At 70.7% G+C, this 22215-nt stretch carries 21 protein-coding genes and 1 pseudogene; 10 read left to right on the forward strand and 12 right to left on the reverse strand.

Annotation, left to right across the window (positions count from 1 at the left end; genetic code table 11):
• Positions 1-61: 61 nt before the first annotated feature.
• Entirely contained in the window at positions 62-889 is an 828-nt protein-coding gene (locus ACWD26_RS17925; RefSeq protein ID WP_451271056.1) for an ABC transporter permease, read from the reverse strand.
• Positions 886-1920: an ATP-binding cassette domain-containing protein gene (locus ACWD26_RS17930; protein WP_451271058.1), complete on the reverse strand. Its 1035-nt coding sequence runs from the start codon at positions 1918-1920 to the stop codon at positions 886-888. Before ACWD26_RS17930 ends, ACWD26_RS17925 begins: the two co-directional genes overlap by 4 nt.
• 88 nt (positions 1921-2008) lie before the next feature.
• On the opposite strand from ACWD26_RS17930, the gene ACWD26_RS17935 reads away from it, so the two are divergent.
• Positions 2009-2902, forward strand: a complete 894-nt coding sequence (locus ACWD26_RS17935) for a TetR/AcrR family transcriptional regulator (protein WP_451271060.1) — start codon at positions 2009-2011, stop codon at positions 2900-2902.
• Here ACWD26_RS17935 and ACWD26_RS17940 read toward each other — a convergent pair.
• Positions 2899-3672, reverse strand: coding sequence for a DUF5995 family protein (locus ACWD26_RS17940; RefSeq protein WP_451271062.1), 774 nt, complete (start codon positions 3670-3672; stop codon positions 2899-2901). The two genes, ACWD26_RS17935 and ACWD26_RS17940, sit on opposite strands and share 4 nt — an antisense overlap.
• A 110-nt stretch (positions 3673-3782) precedes the next feature.
• Positions 3783-4820, reverse strand: coding sequence for a WD40 repeat domain-containing protein (locus ACWD26_RS17945; protein WP_451271064.1), 1038 nt, complete (start codon positions 4818-4820; stop codon positions 3783-3785).
• Positions 4821-5005: 185 nt separating this feature from the next.
• Between ACWD26_RS17945 and ACWD26_RS17950 the strand changes: the two genes are divergently transcribed.
• Positions 5006-5386 (forward strand): barstar family protein, encoded by a 381-nt coding sequence (locus ACWD26_RS17950; RefSeq protein WP_451271066.1) that lies wholly within the window; start codon positions 5006-5008, stop codon positions 5384-5386.
• Here the strand turns inward: ACWD26_RS17950 and ACWD26_RS17955 are convergent.
• Both ACWD26_RS17955 and ACWD26_RS17960 read right to left on the reverse strand, forming a co-directional pair.
• Positions 5365-5571: pseudogene (locus tag ACWD26_RS17955) on the reverse strand (response regulator); the annotation flags it as partial. The gene ACWD26_RS17950 and the pseudogene ACWD26_RS17955 overlap by 22 nt on opposite strands.
• Before the next feature lie 33 nt (positions 5572-5604).
• Complete coding sequence (locus tag ACWD26_RS17960; protein WP_451271068.1) at positions 5605-5799, reverse strand: hypothetical protein; 195 nt, start codon at positions 5797-5799, stop codon at positions 5605-5607.
• Positions 5800-5897: 98 nt separating this feature from the next.
• Here ACWD26_RS17960 and ACWD26_RS17965 point away from each other — a divergent pair, with 98 nt between their 5' ends.
• The 3 genes from ACWD26_RS17965 (at position 5898) to ACWD26_RS17975 (ending at position 8771) form a co-directional block, all read left to right on the forward strand.
• A complete protein-coding gene (locus tag ACWD26_RS17965) occupies positions 5898-6581 on the forward strand; it encodes a GDSL-type esterase/lipase family protein (RefSeq protein WP_451271070.1) in 684 nt (227 codons plus the stop codon).
• Positions 6582-6703: 122 nt separating this feature from the next.
• On the forward strand, positions 6704-7291 hold the full coding sequence (locus tag ACWD26_RS17970; RefSeq protein WP_451271072.1) for a Uma2 family endonuclease: 588 nt from the start codon (positions 6704-6706) through the stop codon (positions 7289-7291).
• Between the two features lie 142 nt (positions 7292-7433).
• On the forward strand, positions 7434-8771 hold the full coding sequence (locus ACWD26_RS17975) for an MFS transporter (protein ID WP_451271074.1): 1338 nt from the start codon (positions 7434-7436) through the stop codon (positions 8769-8771).
• A 24-nt stretch (positions 8772-8795) separates the two neighbouring features.
• Here ACWD26_RS17975 and ACWD26_RS17980 read toward each other — a convergent pair whose 3' ends face one another.
• Entirely contained in the window at positions 8796-9734 is a 939-nt protein-coding gene (locus ACWD26_RS17980; RefSeq protein WP_451271076.1) for a nuclear transport factor 2 family protein, read from the reverse strand.
• Between the two features lie 140 nt (positions 9735-9874).
• Between ACWD26_RS17980 and ACWD26_RS17985 the strand changes: the two genes are divergently transcribed.
• Positions 9875-11677, forward strand: a complete 1803-nt coding sequence (locus ACWD26_RS17985; RefSeq protein WP_451271077.1) for a hypothetical protein — start codon at positions 9875-9877, stop codon at positions 11675-11677.
• 29 nt (positions 11678-11706) lie between these two features.
• On the forward strand, positions 11707-12699 hold the full coding sequence (locus ACWD26_RS17990; RefSeq protein WP_451271079.1) for an aldo/keto reductase: 993 nt from the start codon (positions 11707-11709) through the stop codon (positions 12697-12699).
• A 215-nt stretch (positions 12700-12914) separates the two neighbouring features.
• On the opposite strand, the gene thpR is transcribed toward ACWD26_RS17990, so the two are convergent.
• The 3 genes from thpR to ACWD26_RS18005 form a co-directional block, all read right to left on the reverse strand.
• The gene (gene thpR / locus ACWD26_RS17995; protein ID WP_451271081.1) at positions 12915-13487 is read right to left on the reverse strand and encodes an RNA 2',3'-cyclic phosphodiesterase; all 573 of its coding nucleotides are present in this window, start codon (positions 13485-13487) and stop codon (positions 12915-12917) included.
• A gap of 225 nt (positions 13488-13712) precedes the next feature.
• Entirely contained in the window at positions 13713-15029 is a 1317-nt protein-coding gene (locus ACWD26_RS18000; RefSeq protein ID WP_451271462.1) for an MFS transporter, read from the reverse strand.
• Between the two features lie 920 nt (positions 15030-15949).
• Positions 15950-16387 carry a MarR family winged helix-turn-helix transcriptional regulator gene (locus tag ACWD26_RS18005; RefSeq protein ID WP_451271083.1) on the reverse strand — a complete coding sequence of 146 codons (438 nt, stop codon included), beginning with the start codon at positions 16385-16387 and terminating at the stop codon, positions 15950-15952.
• Between the two features lie 164 nt (positions 16388-16551).
• Here ACWD26_RS18005 and ACWD26_RS18010 point away from each other — a divergent pair, with 164 nt between their 5' ends.
• Positions 16552-16734 (forward strand): hypothetical protein, encoded by a 183-nt coding sequence (locus tag ACWD26_RS18010; protein WP_045556385.1) that lies wholly within the window; start codon positions 16552-16554, stop codon positions 16732-16734.
• Between the two features lie 37 nt (positions 16735-16771).
• On the opposite strand, the gene ACWD26_RS18015 is transcribed toward ACWD26_RS18010, so the two are convergent.
• A complete protein-coding gene (locus ACWD26_RS18015) occupies positions 16772-18202 on the reverse strand; it encodes an NCS2 family permease (protein WP_451271085.1) in 1431 nt (476 codons plus the stop codon).
• 150 nt (positions 18203-18352) lie between these two features.
• On the opposite strand from ACWD26_RS18015, the gene ACWD26_RS18020 reads away from it, so the two are divergent.
• Positions 18353-18655, forward strand: a complete 303-nt coding sequence (locus ACWD26_RS18020; RefSeq protein WP_451271087.1) for a DUF2530 domain-containing protein — start codon at positions 18353-18355, stop codon at positions 18653-18655.
• Between the two features lie 130 nt (positions 18656-18785).
• Positions 18786-21194: an HAD-IC family P-type ATPase gene (locus ACWD26_RS18025; protein ID WP_451271089.1), complete on the forward strand. Its 2409-nt coding sequence runs from the start codon at positions 18786-18788 to the stop codon at positions 21192-21194.
• Between the two features lie 54 nt (positions 21195-21248).
• Here ACWD26_RS18025 and ACWD26_RS18030 read toward each other — a convergent pair whose 3' ends face one another.
• Positions 21249-22097, reverse strand: coding sequence for a hypothetical protein (locus tag ACWD26_RS18030; RefSeq protein ID WP_451271091.1), 849 nt, complete (start codon positions 22095-22097; stop codon positions 21249-21251).
• Between the last annotated feature and the right edge of the window lie 118 nt (positions 22098-22215).

Here is a 22215-nt window from a genome sequence, read left to right on the forward strand (position 1 = left end):
GGCGTCACCTGGTACACCGGGTGACACCGGACGCCTCGGCACACGGAGTCGGCGACCTGAGTCACCGGCTCAGCTTCTGGAACCTCCGTACCGCGAGTGGCAGGAAGATCGCCGTCAGAATCACCGGCCACACCCACGCCATCAGCAGCGCGTGCTGCTCGACCCAGGAGTCCCCGGCCACCACCGTGCCCGGCACCCCGAACAGCTCGCGGCTGGCCGCCGCCGTGGAGGAGATCGGGTTCCAGGCCGCCACCCAGCCCAGCCAGTCGGGCATCAGCTGCGGGGCGACCATGATGCTGGAGATCATCGTGAGCGGGAAGGCTACGGCGAACAGGCCACCGGCGGCCTCCGGGTTGGGAACCAGCAGGCCCAGCCACACCCCGACCCAGATCAGCGCGAACCGCAGCCACAGCAGCAGACCGAAGGCGCCGAGGAAGCCGAGGCCGCCGTCCGGGCGCCAGCCCATCGCGAAGGCCGTCAGCATCATGATCGCCAACTCGGCACAGGCGGCGAGCAGATCGGTGATCCCGCGCCCCGCGACCACTGCGGACGAGGCCATCGGCATGGAGCGGAAACGGTCGATGACGCCCTTCGTGGAGTCGTAGACGACGAGGGTGGCGGTGTTGATGAAGCCGAACGCCATCGTCATCACGAACATGCCCGGCATCAGGAAGTCCGTGTAGTTCCCACCGCCGGGCACCTTCATCGCGCTGCCGAAGACATAGCCGTAGAGCAGGACGGACAGGATCGGGAAGCCCAGCTGCCAGGCGATGTTGACCGGTTGGCGCTGGTAGTGGGTCAGGCCGCGGCGGACGACGTTCCAGACGTCGGCGAGAACCCAGTACAGGCGGCCGTGCGTGGCCGGGACGGTCAGGTCTACGGCGGTCATGCGACGGCCTCCTTCTCCGCGGAACCGGCGGACTTGGCGGACCCGGCGGACTCGGTACGGTGTCCGGTCAGACGCAGGAAGACGTCGTCGAGGCTCGGCCTGCGCAGCCCGATGTCCTCGACCCGCACACCCTCGTCCTGGAGGGTGCGGGCGACCTCGGTCAGGGCGGAGACCCGGTCGGTGACGGGCGCCTGCACCCGCAACTCCCCCTCGTCCGCCTCGGGTTCGCCGTCCGACACCCGGGATACGACCTTCACCACGCGCGGGATCTCCGACCGCTCGGCGACCACGACCTCGATACGGTCACCGCCGATCCGGTTCTTCAGCCCGTCCGGGGTGTCGTCCGCGATGGCGCGCCCCTGGTCGATGACGGTGATGTGCGAGGCGAGCTTGTCGGCCTCCTCCAGATACTGCGTGGTGAGCAGTACGGTCGTGCCGCTCGCCACCAACTCCCTGACAGACTCCCAGACTTCGCCCCGGCTGCGGGGGTCGAGGCCGGTCGTCGGCTCGTCGAGGAAGAGGACGGCCGGGGCGAGGATCATCGAGGCGGCGAGGTCGAGCCGGCGCCGCATCCCGCCGCTGTACTTGCCGACGCCCTTGTCGGCGGCGTCGCTGAGGTCGAACTGGTCGAGCAGCTCGGTCGCGCGCAGCTTCGCCGCCTTCCCGCCGAGGTGGAACAACCGCCCGAACATCTCCAGGTTCTGACGTCCCGTCAACACCTCGTCCACCGCCGCGTACTGGCCGGTGAGCCCGATCCTGGCCCGGACCTCGCGCGGGTTCCGGGCCACGTCGAGGCCGGCCACCGTCGCCCGGCCGCCGTCCAGCCGCAGGAGCGTGGACAGGATGCGTACGGCCGTGGTCTTGCCCGCCCCGTTCGGCCCGAGGAGGCCGTGCACCGTGCCCTCGCGGACGGTGAGATCGAAGCCGTCGAGCGCATGCTTCTCCCCGTACCGCTTCTGCAGGCCCTCCGCCCGCACCGCGTATCCACCACCGTCACCGCCACCGCTTCCGGTGCCGTTCCCGTCGTTCATGGCTCCCCCTTCTCCTTAATTGAGTACAGCGTACCCGATTACGCGTACGACGTACCCAGTTTTTTCGCGAGGATCTACACTCGGGCCCATGACGAGGGGCAAGGACGGTACGGGCGACGGCGCGGGCGGTGCTCGGGGCCGCGGCACCGGAGGCGGCACCGGCTCCGGCACCGCAGCGGGTACGGAGACGAGCGGCAGCGGCGACATCCTCCGCACCCTGCAACTGCTGTGGGACACCGGCCCGCGCCCCAGCCGCGGCCCCAAGCCGGGACTCACCCTGGACCGCATCGTGGAGGCGGCCGTCCAGGTCGCCGACGCGGAGGGCCTCCACGCCCTCTCCATGCGCCGCGTCGCCACCGAACTCGGCACCGGGACCATGTCCCTGTACCGCTACATCCCCGGCAAGGCCGAACTGCTGGACCTGATGCTCGACCGCGTCCAGCGCCCCTCGGAGAACCCCGCCGACCTCGGCGACGGCGGCTGGCGCTCGGCCCTGGAGGCCCTGGGCCACGCGACCCTCGCCCTCTACCAGCGCCACCCCTGGCTGCTCCAGGTCAACCAGTCCCGCCCGATCCTCGGCCCGAGCGCCCTCGACGGCATGGAGAAGGTGCTCTCACGCATCAAGTCCATGGGCCTGACCGACCGCGAGCTGATCTCCGCGATCATCGCCGTCGACGGCTATGTCGTCGGCGCCGCCCGCACCCGGCTCTACCAGCAGGAGGCGGAGCACCGGACCGGCCTCACCGACACGGAGTTCTGGCAGGCCCAGGCACCCGTCCTCGAAGAACTCATGGCGTCCGGCCGCTACCCCCTCCTCGCCGGCCTCTCCGACGACGCCTTCTCCACGGAGGCGGACTTCGACCACTTCGACTTCGGGCTGCAGCGCCTCCTGGACGGCCTGGAGGTGCTCGTGGCGAGGCGGTTCGGGAGGTTGGCGGGTGGTGAGGGCGAGGGCGAGGGTGAGGGTGAGGGGGAAGGTTAGGGCCTGCTCCGCAGGGCCACGGCCTTGTCCAGGTGGGCGATGACGGCCGGCACGTCATCGCTCTCGGTGCTCCGGATCAGCTGCAGGGCCGGCCGGACGAGGCCGCCCGGTCGCCCCACCAGCCGTGCGAGCACGGCGGCCCGGATGTCGAGCCGCTCGATGGTGGCCTCGCGCTCCTCCTCGCTCTGGCCGGCGAGCAGGACGGCGTTGTACCACGCCTCCTCGCGGGACCGCCGCACGCTGAAGTCGAGGATCCGCTCGTCGGTGCGGGCTCCGATCTGGTCCAGCAGCGACATGAGCGGCGACAGGGCGCCGACCGAGTCCTGCACCTCCAGCGCCACCCGCGCGAGGATGTCGTTGATCAGCAGAAAGTCGCGCCGCAACGCGTGGATGGCCTCGCCCGGGCTGGTCCGCGCGGCGGCGACGGCCAGGTCGAGGTTGATGTGCGCGTTCACGCCGAGGATCAGGTGCTGGACGATGACGGTGTCGGTGTCGTCGAGCAGCCCGAACGTCTCGCGCCAGCACCGCGGCCCGCTCCGGTCCCGGCGCCAGGCGTCGTACGCGTCGAAGTAGCGGTTGCCGAAGTGCGTGTCGAAACGGTCCATGCGGGCGCCGTCGTCGAACAGCCCCCCGTGGATGGCCGTGCGGACCTCGACGGTCACCTGCCGGTACAGGGCCGCGAAGTACCCGACCCGGTCACCGGCGCGGCGGGCCTCCCGCACGACCCCGGCAAGCCCGTCCACGACCTCGTCGATGTTCTCTGCCGCCATGCCCCAACTCCCCTGTCCGGTCCCCTCGTTCGGCCCGCGCTCCGGCCGCCGTCCGTGGTACCGATGGTCTCCCGCCACGGCCACACCCGGGGAACGGAACCGCATCGGCGTCAGGACGGCCGGCGCAGCAGCCGCTTGAAGCCCCATACGACCACGACGGCCCCGGCGACGGCGAGGGCGCCGACCTTGAAGGTGGAACTGGTGCCGTCGCCGTCCGCCTGGGTGGTGCCGGAGCCGCCCTCGTCGGAGGAGGACGAGCCGGAGCCGCCGCCGCTCCCGGAGCCGCCGGGCACGTCCCGCGTCACGACCGAACTGCCGGACCCCTCACTGCCGTACATGATCTTCGATCCGTCGGGGGTGAAGGTCACCGACTCCCCCTGCCGCTGCAACGGCACGCTCAGCCGCTCGGCCTTCTTGATCTTGCCGTCGTTCCAGTCGTAGAGGATGCCGCCGAAGTAGGCGCGCAGGGCGAGTTGCTTGCCGTCGGGCGAGAACGCGCCGTCGGTGACCTCCAGATCGGGGACGGCGGCGACCTTCTCGAAGACGTTCGTGCCGGAGGCGGACAGCTCGGCCGGGCCCTCGTACAGCGATCCGCCCGCCTCGTTCTTGTCGGCGATGTAGACCCGCCCGGTCTTCGGATGCACCATCAGCGCCTCCGCGTCCCGCGCCCCGTCCGCGTACTTCACGACGTACTGGGTGGCCCGGATCGTCTGGTCCTTCAGCTCCTTCGGCTCCGGCAGCTCATAGATCCACACGTACTCCCAGGTGCCGCCGAGGTTGTCGCCGATGTCGCCGACGTAGAGCCTGTTGTCCGGCCCCATCGAGATCGCCTCGACGTCGCGCGGGGTGCCGACGCCCGTCAGGGTGACCGTGGCGACCGTCTCGCCGGTCTCGCTGTCGACGGCGTAGAGGAAGGCCCCGTCGTCGCTGTCGTTGTGGGTCCAGTAGACCCCCGGGTGCTGACGCGACGCGGCCAGGCCGCTCGACTCGGTGATCCGCGTGTCCTTCATCGTGAACCCGTCGTCGTCGGCGACCGCGGGCGCGGCCGGGAGGGCGGCGAGCAGGATCGCGGCGAGACCGGCGAAGCCGGCGCGGAACGGGCCGAGAGAGCGGACAGGGCGGAGGAGGCGGAGGGGTCGACGGCGCATGGTCCCAAGCCTGCCATCTCGCTCCGCTGGGTGGGGGCGGGGAGCGCCGTGGGGGTACTGGTACGTGGTCGGGTGCTGGTTCGTCGTGGCTGGTCGCGCAGTTCCCCCCGCCCCTGAGGGCACGGGCGCCGGCGCACACCCGGCTCTGATCGGTGGTTGTGATGTGGCTGTTGGGCCGCTGTCACATGGCGTGGATTCGCTGTGCGGGTGAGCGAGACGAGAGAGACCGTGCGGTGGATACGGCCGTGGAAGCCGGGCGACACACCCTCCCCGTCGGCGTACGAGTACGCGGGGACCGTTGCCGTACGACCCTCGACGTGTTCGCCGAGTGGTCGGAGGCGCTCGGCTTCTCCGGCTACTTCGGCCACAACTGGGACACCTTCGAGGACGCCATGTTCGCGGTGGCCCGCTCCACCCCGCTGACGATCGTCCTCCACGACGCCGCGCGGCTCCTCACCGACGAACCCCCACGCCAACCGTCCACCCTCCTGGACATCCTCACCGGCGTCTCCGGCCGCCCCGCCGACCCTCACCCTCCTCCTCTCTCGAACGGCTTGGTGACGTAGTCGTCGGCCCCGGCCTCCAGCCCCAGGACGACGTCGACGGGGTCGCAGCGCGCCGACATGAGCAGCACCGGCACCCCGCTCTCGGCCCGGATGTGCGCCGCCAGGGACACCCCGTCGAGGCCGGGCAGCATGACGTCGAGCAGCGCGATGTCGGGCGCCGACTCGCGGAAGAGCCGCAGTCCCTCCGTGAATCTCCTCGGCCGTCCGGTCAGCCCGTGTCAACTGGCGGGCACGTGCAGGGTCAGGTCCTCCACCCCGGTCTGCGCCCAGTCCGGCACCTTCTCGCCGTCGGCCGGGAGGACGGCCGGGTGGCGGCAGTACGCGGCGTGCGCCCGGCGCTCGAGGTCGGTCAGGACGACGGTGACGCGGTAGGCGGGGATCCCGTCCTCGGTACATCCCGAAACACACCCCATGTTCAACACCCACTCGACGCCGTCACGTGGCAAGGTTCACAGCGCGGCCCGGCCCCAAGACGCCCTACCAGCCGGTAGCGATCGTTCATGATGTGCGAATGCTCAGGTTCATGCCCGTAGGCGACTCCATGACGATCGGGAGCGCGGGCGAACACACATGGCGCTACCGCTTCTGGCAGCACCTGTGCGCGACACACGACGGCCCCTTCAAGATCGTCGGCCCGCGCGAGACGCTCCACGACAAGGCGACGGACGCCCCGACGTCGTACGAGTACGCCGACACCGACCCGCGTTTCCCCCGCGCCCATCTCGCCGGCTGGGGCGAGGGCTGGCTCCACATGGCCCCGCTGATCGCCGACGCGGTCCGCGAGCACCGGGCGAACGTTCTCCTCGTCTCCCTCGGCCTCATCGACCTGGGCTTCTACACCAACGCCGAGCAGACCGCCGAGAACACCCGCCGCTTCGTCACGGCGGCCCGCGACGCGAACCCGCGCGTCCGCATGGTCCTCCTCCCGGTCACCCCGAACGTCCGCGCCGAGTCCGACGCCCCCTTCGCGGCCCAGGTCTCCCGGTTCAACGAACTCCTCGCCAAGACGGCCGCCGACCTCGACGAACCCCGCTCCCCGCTCCTCCTGGCGTCCCCGCCCCCGTCGTACGACATCCACGCGGACACCTACGACGGCACCCATCCCAACACCTCCGGCGAACACAAGATCGCGGCGGCTTTCGCGAGCGCGATGCACGAGGCGTGGGGGCTCGGAGGAGCGTACGAGCTGCCGTGACGAGCGGGGTCGGCACACGCCCCCACAAGGGAGTCGCGCGCCGCCCGTGTCCCGGTCACCGTGCGTATCGTTGTACTGCGCGGCCGCCTTCGCTCCAGGGGCGGCCGGGGAGGAGCGCCACGATGACCGTCCTTGAAGACAGGATCGAGATGGCCGAGCACGGCGACGAACTCACGCTCGACACGATGTTCGAGTGGCTGGAGCAGATGCCCGTCCCCGAGGGATTCAAGGTAGAGATCGTCGAGGGGGCCATCTACATGTCGCCGCAGCGGGACACTCACTGGGAGATCATCGCAGCCATCTACGACCAGCTGCGCACCCGTCATCCCCGCAAGCGCCTGAAGTCCGACGTCCGCATCGACTATCCGGGCCACCTCAACGGCTTCTCCACCGACGTGACCCTCGTCTCCGAAGAAGCCGTCAAGGACGCCAAGGGCCAGTGGCGACACCAGGACGTGGAGTTCGTCGCCGAGGTCATCTCCAAGGGGACCGCGGCCAACGACTACGGTCCCAAGAAGACGGCGTACGCCACCGCCGAGGTGCCCGTCTACCTGATCGCGGACCCGTACCAGGGCAGGTGCCACGTCTACACGAACCCCAAGAAGGGCGACTACATCACCGAGACGACCGTCCCCTTCGGCGATGAGCTGGACCTCTCGGACACGGTGGTCGGTCTCGTCCTCAAGACCGACGAGTTCCCGCGCGACTGACCCCTCGCATCGCGCGGTGAGCCCGTCCCGCGCTCGGTGACTTGATCGGCGCTTCCCCGCTCGCCCGCTCGCCCGGTCGGCCCGGTCGGCCATGATGGCTCACGCCACGTCGAGCGGCGCGGTGGCGGGAGGCGGGGCGGGGATGGCGCGAGCGGGGCGAGGCGGAGCGCTGGGGCGCGAATTCCGGTGGCTGTGGGGGGCGTACACGGTCAGCGCGTTCGGTACGCGGCTGGCGTTCGACGCGGTTCCGCTGCTCGCGGTGCTGGTCCTGCACGTCGGCCCGACCGAGGTCTCCGCACTGGCGGCCACCGGCCTCGCGGTGGGTGCGGCGGTGGCCGTACCGCTCGGCCCCTGGGTGGAGTTCCGCCGCAAGCGTCCGGTGATGATCGCGATGGACCTGCTCCGCTGCGCGGCCCTTCTGACCATCCCGGCGGCGTACGCCCTCGACGTGCTCACCTTCCCCCAGCTCCTGCTGGTGGCCGGGGTCGTCGCGGCGGCCGACATCATCTTCACCTCGGCGAGCGGCGCCTTCCTGAAGTCCCTGGTCCCCCCGGAACACCTCCTCGCCGCCAACGCCCGCTTCGAGGCCACGACCTGGACCACCACCATGCTCGGCCCGCCCCTCGGCGGCGCCGCGATCGGCCTCTTCGGCCCGGTGACCACGCTGGTGACCGACGCCGTCAGCTATCTCCTCTCAGCGGCGGGCATCCGAACGATCGCCCACAAGGAGCCCACCCCGAAAGAACCGGGCCCGACAGAACCCGGCCCGACAGAACCCACCCCGACAGAACCCGGCCCGCGGACCAGCCCCTCCCCCCGCCTCCACCCCGGCGACCTCCTTGACGGCTGGCGTTACATCCTCGCCAACCCGGCCCTGCGGCCCCTCTTCCTCAACACCACCCTGGTCAACGGGCTGATCATGTTGAGCTCGCCCTTGATGGTCATCCTCATGGTCGGCCAACTCGGGTTCGCCCCCTGGCAGTACGGCCTCGCGTTCGCCGTCCCCTGTGTCGGCGGTCTGATCGGCTCGCGCCTGTCCCGCCGCCTGGTGGCCCGGTACGGCGATCACCGGGTCCTGCTGGCCGCCGGGACCCTGCGGGCGTTGTGGCCGCTGGGGCTGGCGTTCGTCGGGCCCGGCCCCGCCGGCCTCGTCCTCGTCATGGTCGTCGAACTCGGCCTGATCACCTGCATCGGCGTCTTCACCCCGGTACTGGCCACGCAACGCCTCACCCAGACCCCGCCGGACCGTGTCGTCCGCACGCTCTCCGCCTGGTCCGTCACCAGCAAACTCACCACGGCGGCCCTGACCGCCCTCTGGGGACTCCTCGCCGCCGTCACCACCCCCCGCACCGCGATCACCGTCGCCGGTGTCCTCCTCCTGGCGACGCCTCTGCTGCTGCTCCCGCACCGCCGGGGCGGTACGGGAGCCGGTCCCGCCCAGCCGCTGCCGACGAACGCCCAGGACCGCCCGAAGTCCTGAGGCGTCGCCGTCAGAACACCGCCGTCAGAACATCGTGTTGTCGTTGGCCGACGTCTCCGGTACGTCCTGAAGCGCGTCCCAGTGCTCGACGATCTTCCCGTGGCGCACCCGGAACAGGTCGATGACGGCCTGGCCGCGCTCCCCCGGCGCGTTCACGTAGTGACTGTGGACGGCGACGAGGTCGCCCTCGGCGATGACGCGCTTGCGCGAGACGGTGAGGGAGGGGAACTGCTGGAAGTAGCCGCCCAGCCCGGCCCTGACCCCCTCCACCCCGTCGGGCATGTTCGGGTTGTGCTGGTGGTACTCGGGCCCCCAGTACTTGTCGATCGCCGACAGGTCCTTGCGCACCAGCAGCCGGTCGAAGGCCTTCGTCACCAGCTTCTCGTTGTACGAGGTCAGCCACGCCGGCCCCGGCTCGCCGGTACGCGGCCGGCTGACCGTGGAGAACATGTCGTTGCCGTTCACCGAGGACTCCGGAACCTCCTGCACGACATCCCAGTGCTCGGCGATGCGCCCGCCCTGGAACCGGAAGATGTCGAAGACGGCGGAGCCCCGGGTGCCGGGCGCCAGCACGACGTTGGAGTGCACGAGGACGAGGTCGCCCTGCGAGACGACCCGCTTGACGTCGTACGCGGCGTCAGGGAACTGCTGGCTCATCACCCCCGCGAGCCCCTTCAACGTCTCCGCCCCGTCGGGCGCGATCGGGTTGTGCTGGATGTAGTCCGGCCGCACGTACCGGTCGACGACCGCCGTGTCCCCGTCCTCGAACACCCCCTTCAGCACCCGCACGGCAACGGTCTTCTGGTAGCCGAGCCGCGCGGCATCCCCGTACGAGACACGCTCGACAGCGGCCGCTGAGGCCGCCGGGGCCGCTATGGCGGGTACGACGGCGACGGTCGAGGTGAGTGCGACGGCCGCGAGGGCGGCGACAAGGGCACGGCGGGCGGGCGTGGTGGGGGTCACGATGCTCCCATCTGAGGTCCGGACAGCAACTTGAAGTTTCAAGATGCCACTCACCGAAGGAAAGCACTAACTTTCAGACAGCGTCAAGGGCGGTACCCGTGGCCCGCCGATCACCCAAAGTCCGGTTAGCGTAGGGAGGCATGGGGGAGAACAGCGTCTCCGGTGGCCGCCAGGGCCACGTCGTCCAGGCCCGCGCGATCCGGAACCTGACCGTCCACTCGACCGCGGAGGCCTCCGCCGTCCTGCCCCGTTACCTCCAGAGCGCCGACCGCTGGCCCCTCGTCCGCGTCTGGAACGCCCGGGCCGCCGGCGCCCACCGGGCACGCCCCGGCGAGGACGGCACCGAACTCCCGCCCTACGTACGCCGCGACGTGGACGACGAACTGCGCGACCGGGTCCGCACGGCGGCGGAGCACGGCGGACTCGTACTGGTCCTCGGCGACTCTACGGCGGGCAAGACGCGGGCCGCGTTCGAGGCCGTACGGCAGGTACTGCCCGACCACCGGGTGATCGTCCCGCCCAGCCGCTCGGCCCACCTCAAAGCGGCGCCCGACGCGGTTGAGCGCGCCGGCGTCCCGTGTCTGGTCTGGCTCGACGACCTGGAACGGCACCTCGGCCCGGACGGCCTCGAAGCCGATGTCCTCGATGAACTCGTCGCCCTCGGAGTGCCGGTGATCGCGACGATGCGGCGCAAGGAGTGTGCGAAGTTCTACGCGCCGGGTGACGGTGACGGCGGCAGTCATCCCCTTGCCGACCTGGCCGACCTCGGCGACCGGGTCCTGCGCCGGGCCTCGGTCATCGAACTGGGCCGCCTGTGGAGCACGGCCGAGCTGGAGCGGGCCGGAGCCTGCGACGACTCCCGCATCGCCGACGCCGTCGCCCACCACGGGCCCCACGGGATCGCCGAGTATCTGGCGGCGGGCCCCGTGCTGCTCCGCGACTGGCGGCAGGCCCGCACCTCGATCGGGCACGCCCGGGGTGCGGCGCTCGTGGCGGCCGCGGTGGATCTGGCACGTAGCGGGTTGCGCGGGCCGTATCCCCGTGAGCTGCTGGCCGAGTTGCACGAACACCACCTCACGGCGGCGGGAGGGGCCGTCCTGCGCCCCGAGCCTCTGGAGGCGGCGTTCGAGTGGGCGGCGCACGTGCGGTACGGGGTCACGAGTCTGCTCATGCCCGCTGACGGGGATCGGTGGGTGGCCTTCGACTATCTGCTGGACCACAGCGGGGCGCCGGTGCAGGATGCGGTGTGGGAGGCGGCACTGGCACACGCGGCCGGTGACACCGACAGGTTGCGCATCAGCCTGAGCGCCATCGCCTCGGCTCCCCACATCTCGTGGCGGGCGATATCGGGTGTCAGCATCGTGGGCCTCGGTCGGGCCGTCCACGCCCTCATGTTCGCGCTGGCTGACCACGGCGAAACCAAGGACGCCGAGGACCTGTTCCGCGACAGCGACCACGTCATTCGCCCGTATCTCGCCGACCGGTTCGCCGCCCGGCTGCTGCGGGAAGACCTCGCAACGGACGAAGCCGAACCGTGGCTGCGGGAAACCGCCGGCACCGGCAGCCCGGAAGGAACGGCCGTCACCCTTGCCCGCACACTGGTCGGCAGGGGTGCGCACGACGAGGCCCTTGCCCTGCTCCGCGGCGCACTCGAAGCGGGAGACGGTCACCGCGCGGCCGCCTGCGAGATGGCGCAGGTGCTGGGTGCGTCGCTGGTCCAGGACGGCCGCGTCGACGATGCCGAAGTCCTGTTCCGCCACCTGTTCGACACCGGGCTCGGTGGGAAGGTGATGCAGCTCGGAGCCGTGCTGGCCCTGCACGGGAGACTCGGCGACATGATCGAGGTCGAACCCAGGATCGACTTCGACACCGAGGAATTCGGTGTCGTCGTGCGAGTGGTCGGACATACGGCTCCTCCGCCCGATCGGATCCCCCTTGCCTAGAGCCCACTCCAGCGCCTTGGCTAGCAGTCATGAAGTACACACAGCTCGGACGCACGGGCCTCAAGGTCAGCCGACTGGTTCTCGGGACCATGAACTTCGGGCCGCAGACCGACGAAGCGGACAGTCACGCGATCATGGACGCGGCGCTGGACGCGGGGATCAACTTCTTCGACACGGCGAACGTGTACGGGTGGGGCGAGAACAAGGGCCGCACCGAGAGCATCATCGGCAGCTGGTTCGCGAAGGGCGGCGAGCGCCGCGACAAGGTCGTGCTCGCGACCAAGGTGTACGGGAACATGGCGGCCTCCGCCAACGCCTGGCCCAACCACGACAAGCTCTCCGCGCTGAACATCCGGCGGGCCGTGGACGCCAGCCTCAAGCGGCTGCGGACCGACCACATCGACGTCTACCAGTTCCACCACATCGACCGGGCCACCCCCTTCGAGGAGATCTGGCAGGCCATCGACGTCCTGGTCCAGCAGGGCAAGATCCTCTACGCCGGCTCCTCCAACTTCCCCGGTTACAAGATCGCCCAGGCCAACGAGATCGCCGCCCGCCGGGGCGGCACCATCGGCCTCGTCAGCGAGCAGTGCCTCTACAACCTCGCCGAGCGCCGCGCCGAGATGGAGGTCATTCCGGCCGCGCAGGAGTACGGCCTGGGCGTCATCCCCTGGTCACCGCTGCACGGCGGCCTGCTCGGCGGGGTGATCAGGAAGGAGGCCGAGGGCGGCCGCCGTACCTCCGGCCGTGCCGCCGACGCCCTCGCCGACAGCGCCGTACGCGCCCAGGTCCAGGCGTACGAGGACCTCCTCGACAAGCACGGCCTCGAACCCGGCGAGGCAGCCCTCGCCTGGCTCCTGACCCGCCCCGGCGTCACGGGCCCGATCGTCGGCCCCCGCACGGCCGAGCAGCTCCGGTCCGCGATCCGGGCGGCCGAGCTGGAGCTGGGCGAGGAGGTCCTGACCGGCCTGGACGAGATCTTCCCGGGCCCGGGCCCGTCCCCGGAGGCCTTCGCCTGGTAGGGCCCCGTAAGGGGCGCGGGGAACTGCGCGACAAGCCCCCACCGGGCAGCAGCCGACGAACAACGCGCGGTTCCCCGGCTCCGCCACAGGGTACGGCTACTTACCGAGCGCCGCCGCGAGAGCGACCACGGCGAACATCAGCACAAGCACACCGGCCATGATCCGGTTACGGGTCTTCGGGTCCACCCCTCGAGACTAACCGGCCGCTCGAACGGCTATCCCGCCGCCCCGAGCTCCCAGCGCCCCACCGCCTCGTAGCGCGGCTGCTCCCCCGCCACCCCGGACGTCGGCAGATTGCTGCGCACCAGCGCGAGGTCGGACACCGTCCACGTACGTCCGGCGAACGCGTCGAGAGCCGCGACGTACGGCCGTACGTCGAAGCTCTCCCGGCTGCGAGCCACCGTCAGGTGGGGCGTGTACCGGCGGTGCTCACCCATCGGCACCCCCGCCTTCCGCGCCGCCGCCTCCGCCCGGTCGGCCAGCAGCCGCAGGGCGTCGAGGTCGCCCTCCGCCCCCGCCCACAGCGCCCGGCCGTGCCCGAACTGCCCGCCGCCCCGCACCGCCAGCGGGAACGGCTCACTCCGCCGCGCGGCCCGTTCCAGCCGTCGCGACAGTTCCGGTACGACGTCCTCGTCCACCTCGCCGTAGAAGGCGAGCGTGAAGTGCCAGCCGGGCGGGCCGGTCCACCGCAACCGGTCCGCACCGGCGAGGCTCTTCAACTCCCCCACCGCCAGGCCGAGTTCATCGACGACGTCAGCGGGCGGGAGCACAGCGGCGAACAGTCTCATACCCGCCACCTTTTCAGGGCACCGGATCCCTCGGCGACCACCGCGCCGCCCGAGAGGGGCGCGCGGAACCACGCGACCGACCACGACGACGCCGCAGCCGCCCGACGCCACAGACGCCCGACGGCCCATCGCGGCACCCCCGTCGGCGTCACCGCCGTTGGCGTCACCGCCGTTGGCGTCACCGCTGTTGGCGTCACGGCCGCCCCCCCCGGCGGAGCGCACCGCTCAGACCGCCACCGGCTTCTTCTCGTCGGCCCGCTCCTGGGACAGGACCCGCACCCGTGGATGCCCCTGGTTCCACCCCACCGACAGCCGCATCCCGCCGGCCCGCACGAGGACGAGCCCCACCGTGACGGCGGCCGCCGTGGCGACGACGCCGCCGGCGATGAAACCGATCCGGGCGCCGTACGCGTCGGTGACCCAGCCGGCGATCGGCGCGCCCAGCGGCGTACCGCCGAGGAAGACCATCATGTAGAGGGCCATGACGCGGCCGCGCATCGCGGGGTCGGTGTTCATCTGGATGGCCGTGTTGGTGGTGACGTTCACCGTCAGGCCGAACATCCCCAGCGGCACCATGAGCAGGGCGAAGATCCAGTACGCCGGTGCCAGCGCGGCCACGATCTCCAGCAGGCCGAAGGCGAGCGCGCCCCCGATGAGCACGCGCAGCCGGGCGGTGCCCCGGCGGGCCGCGAGCAGCGCGCCGGCGACCGAGCCGACCGCCATGAGCGTGTTGAAGAGGCTGTACGAGCCGGCGTCGGCGTGGAAGACGTCGTCCGCGTAGGCCGAGAGCCAGACGGGGAAGTTGAAGCCGAAGGTGCCGATGAAGCCGACGAGGACGATGGGCCAGAGCAGTTCGGGGCGGCCGGCCACGTAGCGCAGGCCCTCGCGGAGCTGGCCCTTGGCGCGCGGGGCGCGGCGGACGGGGTGCAGGTCGCGGGTCCGCATCAGCAGCAGGCCGGCGATGGGGGCGATGAAGGAGAGGCCGTTGTAGAGGAAGGCCCAGCCCGTGCCGATGGTGGTGATCAGCACGCCGGCGACGGCGGGACCGACCAGACGGGCCGACTGGAAGTTCGCGGAGTTGAGGCTGACCGCGTTCTGCAGTTGGTCCGGCCCGACCATCTCGGACACGAACGACTGCCGGGCCGGGTTGTCGACCACGGTGGCCATGCCCACGGCGAAGGCGGCCACATACACGTGCCACACCTGGACGTGTCCGGAGAGGGTCAGCGCGGCGAGCGCCAGCCCCGTCACGGCCATCGCCGTCTGCGTGAGGAACAGCAGCCGCCGCTTGGGGAACCGGTCGACGAGCACACCGCCGTACAGCCCGAACAGCAGCATCGGCAGGAACTGCAGCGCCATCGTCACACCGACGGCGGTGGACGACCCGGTCAGACTCAGGACCAGCCAGTCCTGCGCGATCCGCTGCATCCACGTGCCGATGTTCGACACGACCTGCCCCACGAAGAACAGCCGGTAGTTCCGGATCCGCAACGAACGGAACATGGACACGCGCTCGCGGCCGGCGGGGGCTTCGGAAGCGATGGCCGCCGACGAGGCGGCGGGGGCTTCAGAAGCGACGGCCGTCGCGGAGGCGGCGGGTCCGGAGTCACCGGCCGAAGAGCCGGAGACACTTCCCGAGGGGGCGGAGCCGGTTCCCGACGAGGCGAGGGCGGCCTGCGTCGGCACGGCGGGACGGGCCGGCGTCGTGGAGTCGGCGGGGACTTCGGAAGCGACGGCCGCCGACGAGGCGGCGCGGGCTTCGGAAGCGACGGCCGTCGCGGAGGCGGCGGGTCCGGAGTCACCGGCCGAAGAGCCAGAGACACTTCCCGAGGGGGCCGGGGCGGTATCCGACGGGGCGGGGGCGGCCTGCGTCGGCACGGCGGGAGAGGTCGGCACCGAAGCCCCAGAAGCAGCCTGCGCCGAAAGCGCGGGAGCAGTCGGCACCGAAGCGCCGGGAGCAGCCCGCTCCGGCACGACAGAAGCAGTCGGACTCGGTGCGGCAGGAGCGGCCTGCTCCGGCACCACAGAAGCGGTCGGGCTCGGCACGGCAGGAGCGGTCGGACTCGGCACGGCAGGGGCGGCCTGCTCCGGCACGGCGGGGCGGGTCGGCGTCGTGGAGTCGGCGGGGTTCCGCTTCAGCAAGCCTGCGGGGTCCCTCTTCACCGGGCCGGTGGTATCCGGCGGTGCTTCCCGGACGTCGGGGGTGGGCGGGGGTTCGTGGGCGGTCGGGGGTGCGGGGACGGAAGCTGCTCCGGGGCCCGTACTCAAAAGGGTTCGCCTCCTTGCGTGGTACGCGTGCGTGTCCTGCGGTTGCGTGAGCCTCACCGCTCCTGTTCTGTCTGCTGGTTTTCGGGTCCGTGCATGCCCGTCACCGGACGGCGCACAGGCTGTAGGCCGGGGCGTACCGGCGTCCGATCCGGCGCGCCCCTGGTCTCCGGCGCACCCGGCGGCCGGGCGCCCCGTCAGAGATGCGCGAGCTTCTCCAGCACCGGCGCGGCCGCGCGCAGCTTCTCCCACTCGTCCTCGTCGAGGCCCTCGACGAGCGAGGCGAGGAACGCGTTGCGCTTGCGGCGGCTCTCCTCCAACATCGCCTCGGCGCGCTCGGTCTGGGTGACCACCTTCTGCCGCCGGTCCTCGGGGTGCGGCTCCAGCTTCACCAGCCCCTTGCTCTCCAGCAGGGCGACGATGCGGGTCATCGACGGCGGCTGCACATGCTCCTTGCGGGCCAGCTCACCGGGGGTGGCGGTGCCGCAGCGGGCCAGGGTGCCCAGGACCGACATCTCGGTCGGGCTCAGCGACTCGTCGACCCGCTGGTGCTTGAGCCGGCGGGACAGGCGCATCACGGCCGAGCGGAGCGCGTTCACGGCGGCCTCGTCGTCGCCATGGTGTAGATCAGGCATGTTCTTTAGCCTAACTCATTACCCTCGCTAAAGACCACCGGAACGGCGCAGCGACGCCCGTGAGACCCGCCACTCAGGCCACCCCAGCGATCACGTCACTCATATGAGTGACTAGTACGCAGAACGTGACACGAAGGGCCGTAGCGCACCCGACCCTGGTACCCATGGGGACCACTGTGCTCAGCCTGCGGATAGACGGGGAGCTGCTCGACCGGCTCCGCACCCACGCGGCGAAAAGGGGAATGAGCGTCCAGGACTACGTGATCGGGACGCTCATCCGGGACGACTTCGACGAGCGGTTCCAGACCGCCGTCGACGAGACGGAGAAGTTCTACGGGGTGACGTGACCGGCCCGCGCCCGGCGCGCCCGCGGCGATCCGCCGCTCACGTCAGCCCCAGCGCCGGCATCAGGTAGTAGAAGCCGAAGACCGCCGACACCACGTACATCGCGGCCGGGACCTCGCGTCCGCGACCCGCGGCCAGGCGCAGGACGACGAAGGTGATGAAGCCCATGCCGATGCCGTTGGTGATCGAGTAGGTGAACGGCATCATCACCATCGTCACGAAGGCCGGGACCGCGATCGTGTAGTCGGCCCAGTCGATGTCCCGGACGGAGTTCGCGAGGATCAGGAACCCGACCGCGAGCAGCGCCGGGGTCGCCGCCTGGGAGGGGACCATCGTGGCGACCGGCGTGAGGAACAGCGCGACGGCGAAGAGGGCGCCCGTGACGACGTTCGCGAAGCCGGTGCGCGCCCCCTCCCCCACACCGGCCGTCGACTCCACGAAGCAGGTCGTGGCGGACGAGGAGCTGGCACCACCGGCCGCGACGGCGATGCCGTCGACGAAAAGCACCTTGTTGATGCCCGGCATCTGACCGTCCGCGTCGGTCAGTTTGGCCTCGTCGCCGACGCCCATGATCGTGCCCATCGCGTCGAAGAAGCACGACAGCAGGACCGTGAAGACGAAGAGGACGCCCGTCAGCAGGCCGACCTCGGAGAAGCCGCCGAAGAGACTGACCTCGCCGAGCAGCCCGAAGTCGGGGGTGGCAATCGGGTTGCCGGGCCACTTCGGGGTCGTCAGGCCCCAGGAACCGGCCGGCAGCTTGGCGACGGCCTCGACGACGACCGCGAGCAGCGTCATCGCGACGATCGAGATGAGGATCGCGCCCGGCACCTTGCGCACGATCAGCGCGAGCGTCAGCAGCGCGCCGAGGACGAAGACGAGCACCGGCCAGCCGTTGAGATGCCCGGTCGCGCCCAGCTGGAGCGGCACGGTCGTCTTCGCGATGTCCGGGATGCGGGTGACGAAGCCGGAGTCCACCAGCCCGATCAGCATGATGAACAGACCGATACCGATGGAGATGCCCTTGCGCAGCCCCAGCGGCACGGCGTTCATCACGCGCTCCCGCAGACCCGTCGCCACCAGCAGCATCACGACGAAGCCGGCCAGCACGACCATGCCCATCGCGTCCGGCCACGACATGCGCGGCGCGAGCTGCAGCGCGACGACCGTGTTCACGCCGAGGCCCGCCGCCAGGGCGATCGGCACATTGCCGATGACCCCCATGAGGAGCGTGGTGAAGGCGGCGGTGATCGCGGTCGCGGTGACCAGCTGGCCGTAGTCCAGCTGGTGCCCGTACATGTCCTTCGCGCTGCTCAGGATGATCGGGTTCAGCACGATGATGTAGGCCATCGCGAAGAAGGTGGCGAAACCGCCCCGGACCTCGCGCGACAGCGTGCTGCCGCGTTCGGAGATCCTGAAGTGGCGATCGAGGGCGCTCTGCGCGGGGACCTTGGCGGGAGCCGAGGTGGACATGCGGGGAACCTCATCCCCAACAGGCCCCCCGGATGCTGTTGGAGTTTTCTACGAACGAAAGCAGTCGACCAGAAACCGTTTCAGTATGAACATATGATGCGGCCGACGCCATCTCCGCGCGTAGACCCATGCGCCTCGTAAGCTGTGCCCATGGCGAAGTGGACCCCCAAGCACGAGGCACCGGAGCCCCTGGAGGGCCCCATCGTGCCGACCATCATCGGCGGCACGATCCTGTGGCTCGTCCTCTTCGTCGTCCAGCTCCCCTTCTACGGCTGGTACGAGGACCACGGGCACACGTGGTGGGTGTGGACCTGCCTGGCGGGCGGCGGGCTCGGGTTCATCGGCATCTACTACGTGCGCAGACGGGACGCGGCCCTCAGGCGGGAGGCCGAGCGGAAGGCCACCGCCGAGGCGGACACGGCCGGCGTGACGCCGGTCGAACCTGTCGAGTAGCACCCCGGTAGGGGGCCTCACGGGCTCGTACGACCACGGCACCATCCCGCCCTCCCCCCGGTCCTCCCCTGGTCGGATCTTTGGCGCACTCGGCGGGTGAACCCCCAACTCCGCACGTACCGTCGAATGCATGACGCACATCGACGCGGGCACCGACCTCGATCCCGTGCACCCCACCGCCGCCTCCTCCCGGACGGCCCCGGGGCGGGCGCCGGGTCTGACGGCCGCCCAGGTGGCCGAACGAGTGGCCCGCGGCGAGGTGAACGACGTCCCCGTGCGGAGCAGCCGCTCCACCGTCGACATCGTCCGCGCGAACGTCTTCACCCGGTTCAACGCGATCATCGGCGTGCTCTGGGTGATCATGCTGGCCGTCGCGCCGATCCAGGACAGCCTGTTCGGCTTCGTGATCCTGGCCAACACGGGCATAGGCATCATCCAGGAGTGGCGGGCGAAGAAGACCCTGGACTCCCTCGCGGTGATCGGCGAGGCGAAACCGACGGTCCGGCGGGACGGGGTCGCCGCCTCCGTCGGCACCTCCGACATCGTCCTCGGCGACCTCATCGAGATCGGACCGGGGGACAAGATCGTCGTCGACGGCGAGTGCGTCGAGACGGACAGCCTGGAGATCGACGAGTCACTGCTCACCGGCGAGGCCGACCCGGTCGTCAAACAACCCGGCGACCAGGTGATGTCGGGCAGCTTCGTGGTCGCGGGCGGCGGCGCGTTCACCGCGACGAAGGTCGGGCGCGAGGCGTACGCGGCCCAGCTGGCCGAGGAGGCGAGCCGCTTCACCCTCGTCCACTCCGAGCTGCGCTCCGGCATCTCCACGATCCTCAAGTACGTCACGTGGATGATGGTCCCGACCGCGGTCGGCCTCATCATCAGCCAGCTGATCGTGAAGGAGAACGACGTCAAGGACTCCGTCGCCCGCACGGTCGGCGGCATCGTGCCGATGGTCCCCGAGGGCCTGGTCCTCCTCACCTCCGTCGCCTTCGCGATCGGCGTGATCCGCCTCGGCCGCAAACAGTGCCTGGTGCAGGAGCTGCCGGCCATCGAGGGCCTCGCCCGCGTCGACACCGTCTGCCTCGACAAGACGGGCACGCTGACCGAGGGCGGCATGGACGTCACCGAGCTGCGCTCCCTCAACGGCGCGGACGAGGCGTACGTACGCCGTGTCCTCGGCGCGCTCGGTGAGTCGGACCCCCGCCCCAACGCCTCCCTCCAGGCCGTCATCGACGCCTACCCGGACAGCGAGGACTGGCGCTGCACCGAGTCGCTGCCCTTTTCCTCGGCCCGCAAGTACAGCGGCGCGTCCTTCAGCGAGGGCGACGGCCAGTCCAGTACCTGGCTGCTCGGCGCACCCGACGTCCTGCTCCCCGACGACGACCCGGCCCTCACCGAGACCGACCGCCTGAACGAGGAGGGACTGCGGGTCCTGCTGCTGGCCCGCGTGACGCGGGACCTGGACGACCCCGAGGTCGCCCGGGGCGCGCACCCCACCGCCCTCGTCGTCCTCGAACAGCGGCTGCGCCCGGACGCGGCCGACACCCTGCGCTACTTCGAGGAGCAGGACGTACGGGCGAAGGTCATCTCCGGCGACAACGCGGTCTCGGTCGGCGCGGTGGCCGGCAAACTGGGCCTCAGCGGCGAGGTCGTCGACGCCCGCCGGCTCCCCGCCGAGCGCGACGACATGGCGAAGGCCCTCGACTCCGGCACGGTCTTCGGCCGGGTCACCCCCCAGCAGAAGCGGGACATGGTCGGCGCCCTCCAGTCCCACGGCCACACGGTCGCGATGACCGGCGACGGAGTGAACGACGTCCTGGCCCTGAAGGACGCCGACATCGGTGTGTCGATGGGGTCGGGCTCGGAGGCGACGAGGGCCGTGGCCCAGATCGTCCTCCTCAACAACAGCTTCGCGACGCTGCCGTCGGTGGTGGCGGAGGGCCGCCGGGTGATCGGCAACATCACCCGCGTGGCGACGCTCTTCCTGGTCAAGACGGTCTACTCGGTGCTCCTGGCCATCCTGGTGGTCTGCTGGCAGGTCGAATACCCCTTCCTCCCCCGCCACCTGACCCTGCTCTCCACCCTCACCATCGGCGTCCCGGCCTTCTTCCTCGCCCTGGCCCCCAACAAGGAGCGGGCGAAACCGCACTTCGTCCGGCGGGTCATGCGCTACTCGATCCCGGGCGGCGTCCTGGCGGCCGTGGCCACCTTCGCCACGTATCTGATCGCCCGCCACCACTACACCGGCGAGGGCGCGCTGGAGGCGGAGACCAGCGCCGCCACCCTCACCCTCTTCCTGATCGCCATGTGGGTGCTGGCCATCATCGCCCGCCCCTACACCTGGTGGCGCCTCGGCCTGGTCGCCACCATGGGCGCGGGCTTCCTGCTGGTCCTCGTCGTCCCCTGGCTCCAGGACTTCTTCGCCCTGCGCCTGGTCGGCACGACGATGCCGTGGACAGCGGTCGCCATCGCGGCGACGGCCTCGGCCGCCCTGGAGTTCCTGTGGAAGTGGGTGGACCGGCGGTTCCCGGCGTAGGACCGCCACGGCCCACCCCCTGTCCCGTCACCGCTTCACGTCCTACGTCACGGCCTACTTCACGTCGACGTAGTCGCCCGTGGCGTTGACCGGCGCGGTTGTGGTGGTCCCCGCGTAGCTGAGGCGCCAGTAGCCGTCGTACCTGGCGGTGCCGGTGGCCTTCACATTGCCGGAGGCGTCCGAGTAGACCGTCTTGACCGTGGTGTACGTGCTGGTGCCCGCCTTGCGGAACTGCAGCTTCACCGGCTGCTTCGCGAAGGCCTTGTAGGTGTGGCTCTGCCAGTCGGCGCGGGTGAGCCGGCCCGTCGCGGTGACGGTCCTGCCCTTCACGACCGGCTCCGGCCCGGCGTTGACGGTGAGCTTCGCGAGGCGCTGGACGAGGGTGGACGCGAGCCCGCCCTGCTCCTTGTAGCCGACCTTGCCGTAGTCGATCTGGCCCTGAGCGGGGTCCTGGCCGTTGAACGCGATGGCGTCGGCCCCCGCCTTCCAGGTCCCGGCCTGCGAGTTGAGCAGATCGCCCTCGCCGGGCCGGATGTCGATGGTGCCCGTGCAGCTCGCGGTCGTCGACGAGGTGACCTCGCAGGTGGCGAAGTCGTCGCCGAAGAGCTGCGGGGTGTCGTCGTCGCCGAAGGTGCCGTGGTACAGGAACGGCTCGGCGTAGAAGTCCTTCGCGGTGATGTCGACGCCGGAACCGTGGGTCAGCGTGAACGAGACCGCCGTGCTGACCTTGCCGCCGACGCCGACCCTGACCGACTTGGCGACCTTGAAGTTCGAGAAGCTGACGTTCAGCGTGTACGGAGTACCGCTCGCCGCCGCCGAGTCCGCCGCCTGCGCGGCCGGTACCCCGAGGGCGGAGAAGGCCAGGGCGCCGACAGCGGCAGCCACAGTGGCTCTTGTGCGCATATGTTCCCCAAGTGGAGAAAGAGTGATCGTGGGGCCTGTTGGCCCGGATGATCTGAACACGCGTTCCCCGGAGCGAATCCACCGCAGACGGGAATTTGGCCCGGACATACGCACTCTT

This window comes from Streptomyces sp. NPDC002787 (genome assembly GCF_053592095.1).

Coding starts and splice junctions, on each gene's coding strand:
- ACWD26_RS18005 (WP_451271083.1), bottom strand. CDS start 16,387: ATGCCTGATCTACACCATGGCGACGACGAGGCCGCCGTGAACGCGCTC.
- ACWD26_RS17975 (WP_451271074.1), top strand. CDS start 7,434: ATGGCGCGAGCGGGGCGAGGCGGAGCGCTGGGGCGCGAATTCCGGTGG.
- ACWD26_RS18030 (WP_451271091.1), bottom strand. CDS start 22,097: ATGCGCACAAGAGCCACTGTGGCTGCCGCTGTCGGCGCCCTGGCCTTC.
- ACWD26_RS18015 (WP_451271085.1), bottom strand. CDS start 18,202: ATGTCCACCTCGGCTCCCGCCAAGGTCCCCGCGCAGAGCGCCCTCGAT.
- ACWD26_RS18025 (WP_451271089.1), top strand. CDS start 18,786: ATGACGCACATCGACGCGGGCACCGACCTCGATCCCGTGCACCCCACC.
- ACWD26_RS17925 (WP_451271056.1), bottom strand. CDS start 889: ATGACCGCCGTAGACCTGACCGTCCCGGCCACGCACGGCCGCCTGTAC.
- ACWD26_RS17935 (WP_451271060.1), top strand. CDS start 2,009: ATGACGAGGGGCAAGGACGGTACGGGCGACGGCGCGGGCGGTGCTCGG.
- ACWD26_RS17985 (WP_451271077.1), top strand. CDS start 9,875: ATGGGGGAGAACAGCGTCTCCGGTGGCCGCCAGGGCCACGTCGTCCAG.
- ACWD26_RS17970 (WP_451271072.1), top strand. CDS start 6,704: ATGACCGTCCTTGAAGACAGGATCGAGATGGCCGAGCACGGCGACGAA.
- ACWD26_RS17950 (WP_451271066.1), top strand. CDS start 5,006: ATGGCGTGGATTCGCTGTGCGGGTGAGCGAGACGAGAGAGACCGTGCG.
- ACWD26_RS17965 (WP_451271070.1), top strand. CDS start 5,898: ATGCTCAGGTTCATGCCCGTAGGCGACTCCATGACGATCGGGAGCGCG.
- thpR (WP_451271081.1), bottom strand. CDS start 13,487: ATGAGACTGTTCGCCGCTGTGCTCCCGCCCGCTGACGTCGTCGATGAA.
- ACWD26_RS18020 (WP_451271087.1), top strand. CDS start 18,353: ATGGCGAAGTGGACCCCCAAGCACGAGGCACCGGAGCCCCTGGAGGGC.
- ACWD26_RS17945 (WP_451271064.1), bottom strand. CDS start 4,820: ATGCGCCGTCGACCCCTCCGCCTCCTCCGCCCTGTCCGCTCTCTCGGC.
- ACWD26_RS17930 (WP_451271058.1), bottom strand. CDS start 1,920: ATGAACGACGGGAACGGCACCGGAAGCGGTGGCGGTGACGGTGGTGGA.
- ACWD26_RS17990 (WP_451271079.1), top strand. CDS start 11,707: ATGAAGTACACACAGCTCGGACGCACGGGCCTCAAGGTCAGCCGACTG.
- ACWD26_RS17940 (WP_451271062.1), bottom strand. CDS start 3,672: ATGGCGGCAGAGAACATCGACGAGGTCGTGGACGGGCTTGCCGGGGTC.
- ACWD26_RS17960 (WP_451271068.1), bottom strand. CDS start 5,799: ATGGGGTGTGTTTCGGGATGTACCGAGGACGGGATCCCCGCCTACCGC.
- ACWD26_RS18010 (WP_045556385.1), top strand. CDS start 16,552: ATGGGGACCACTGTGCTCAGCCTGCGGATAGACGGGGAGCTGCTCGAC.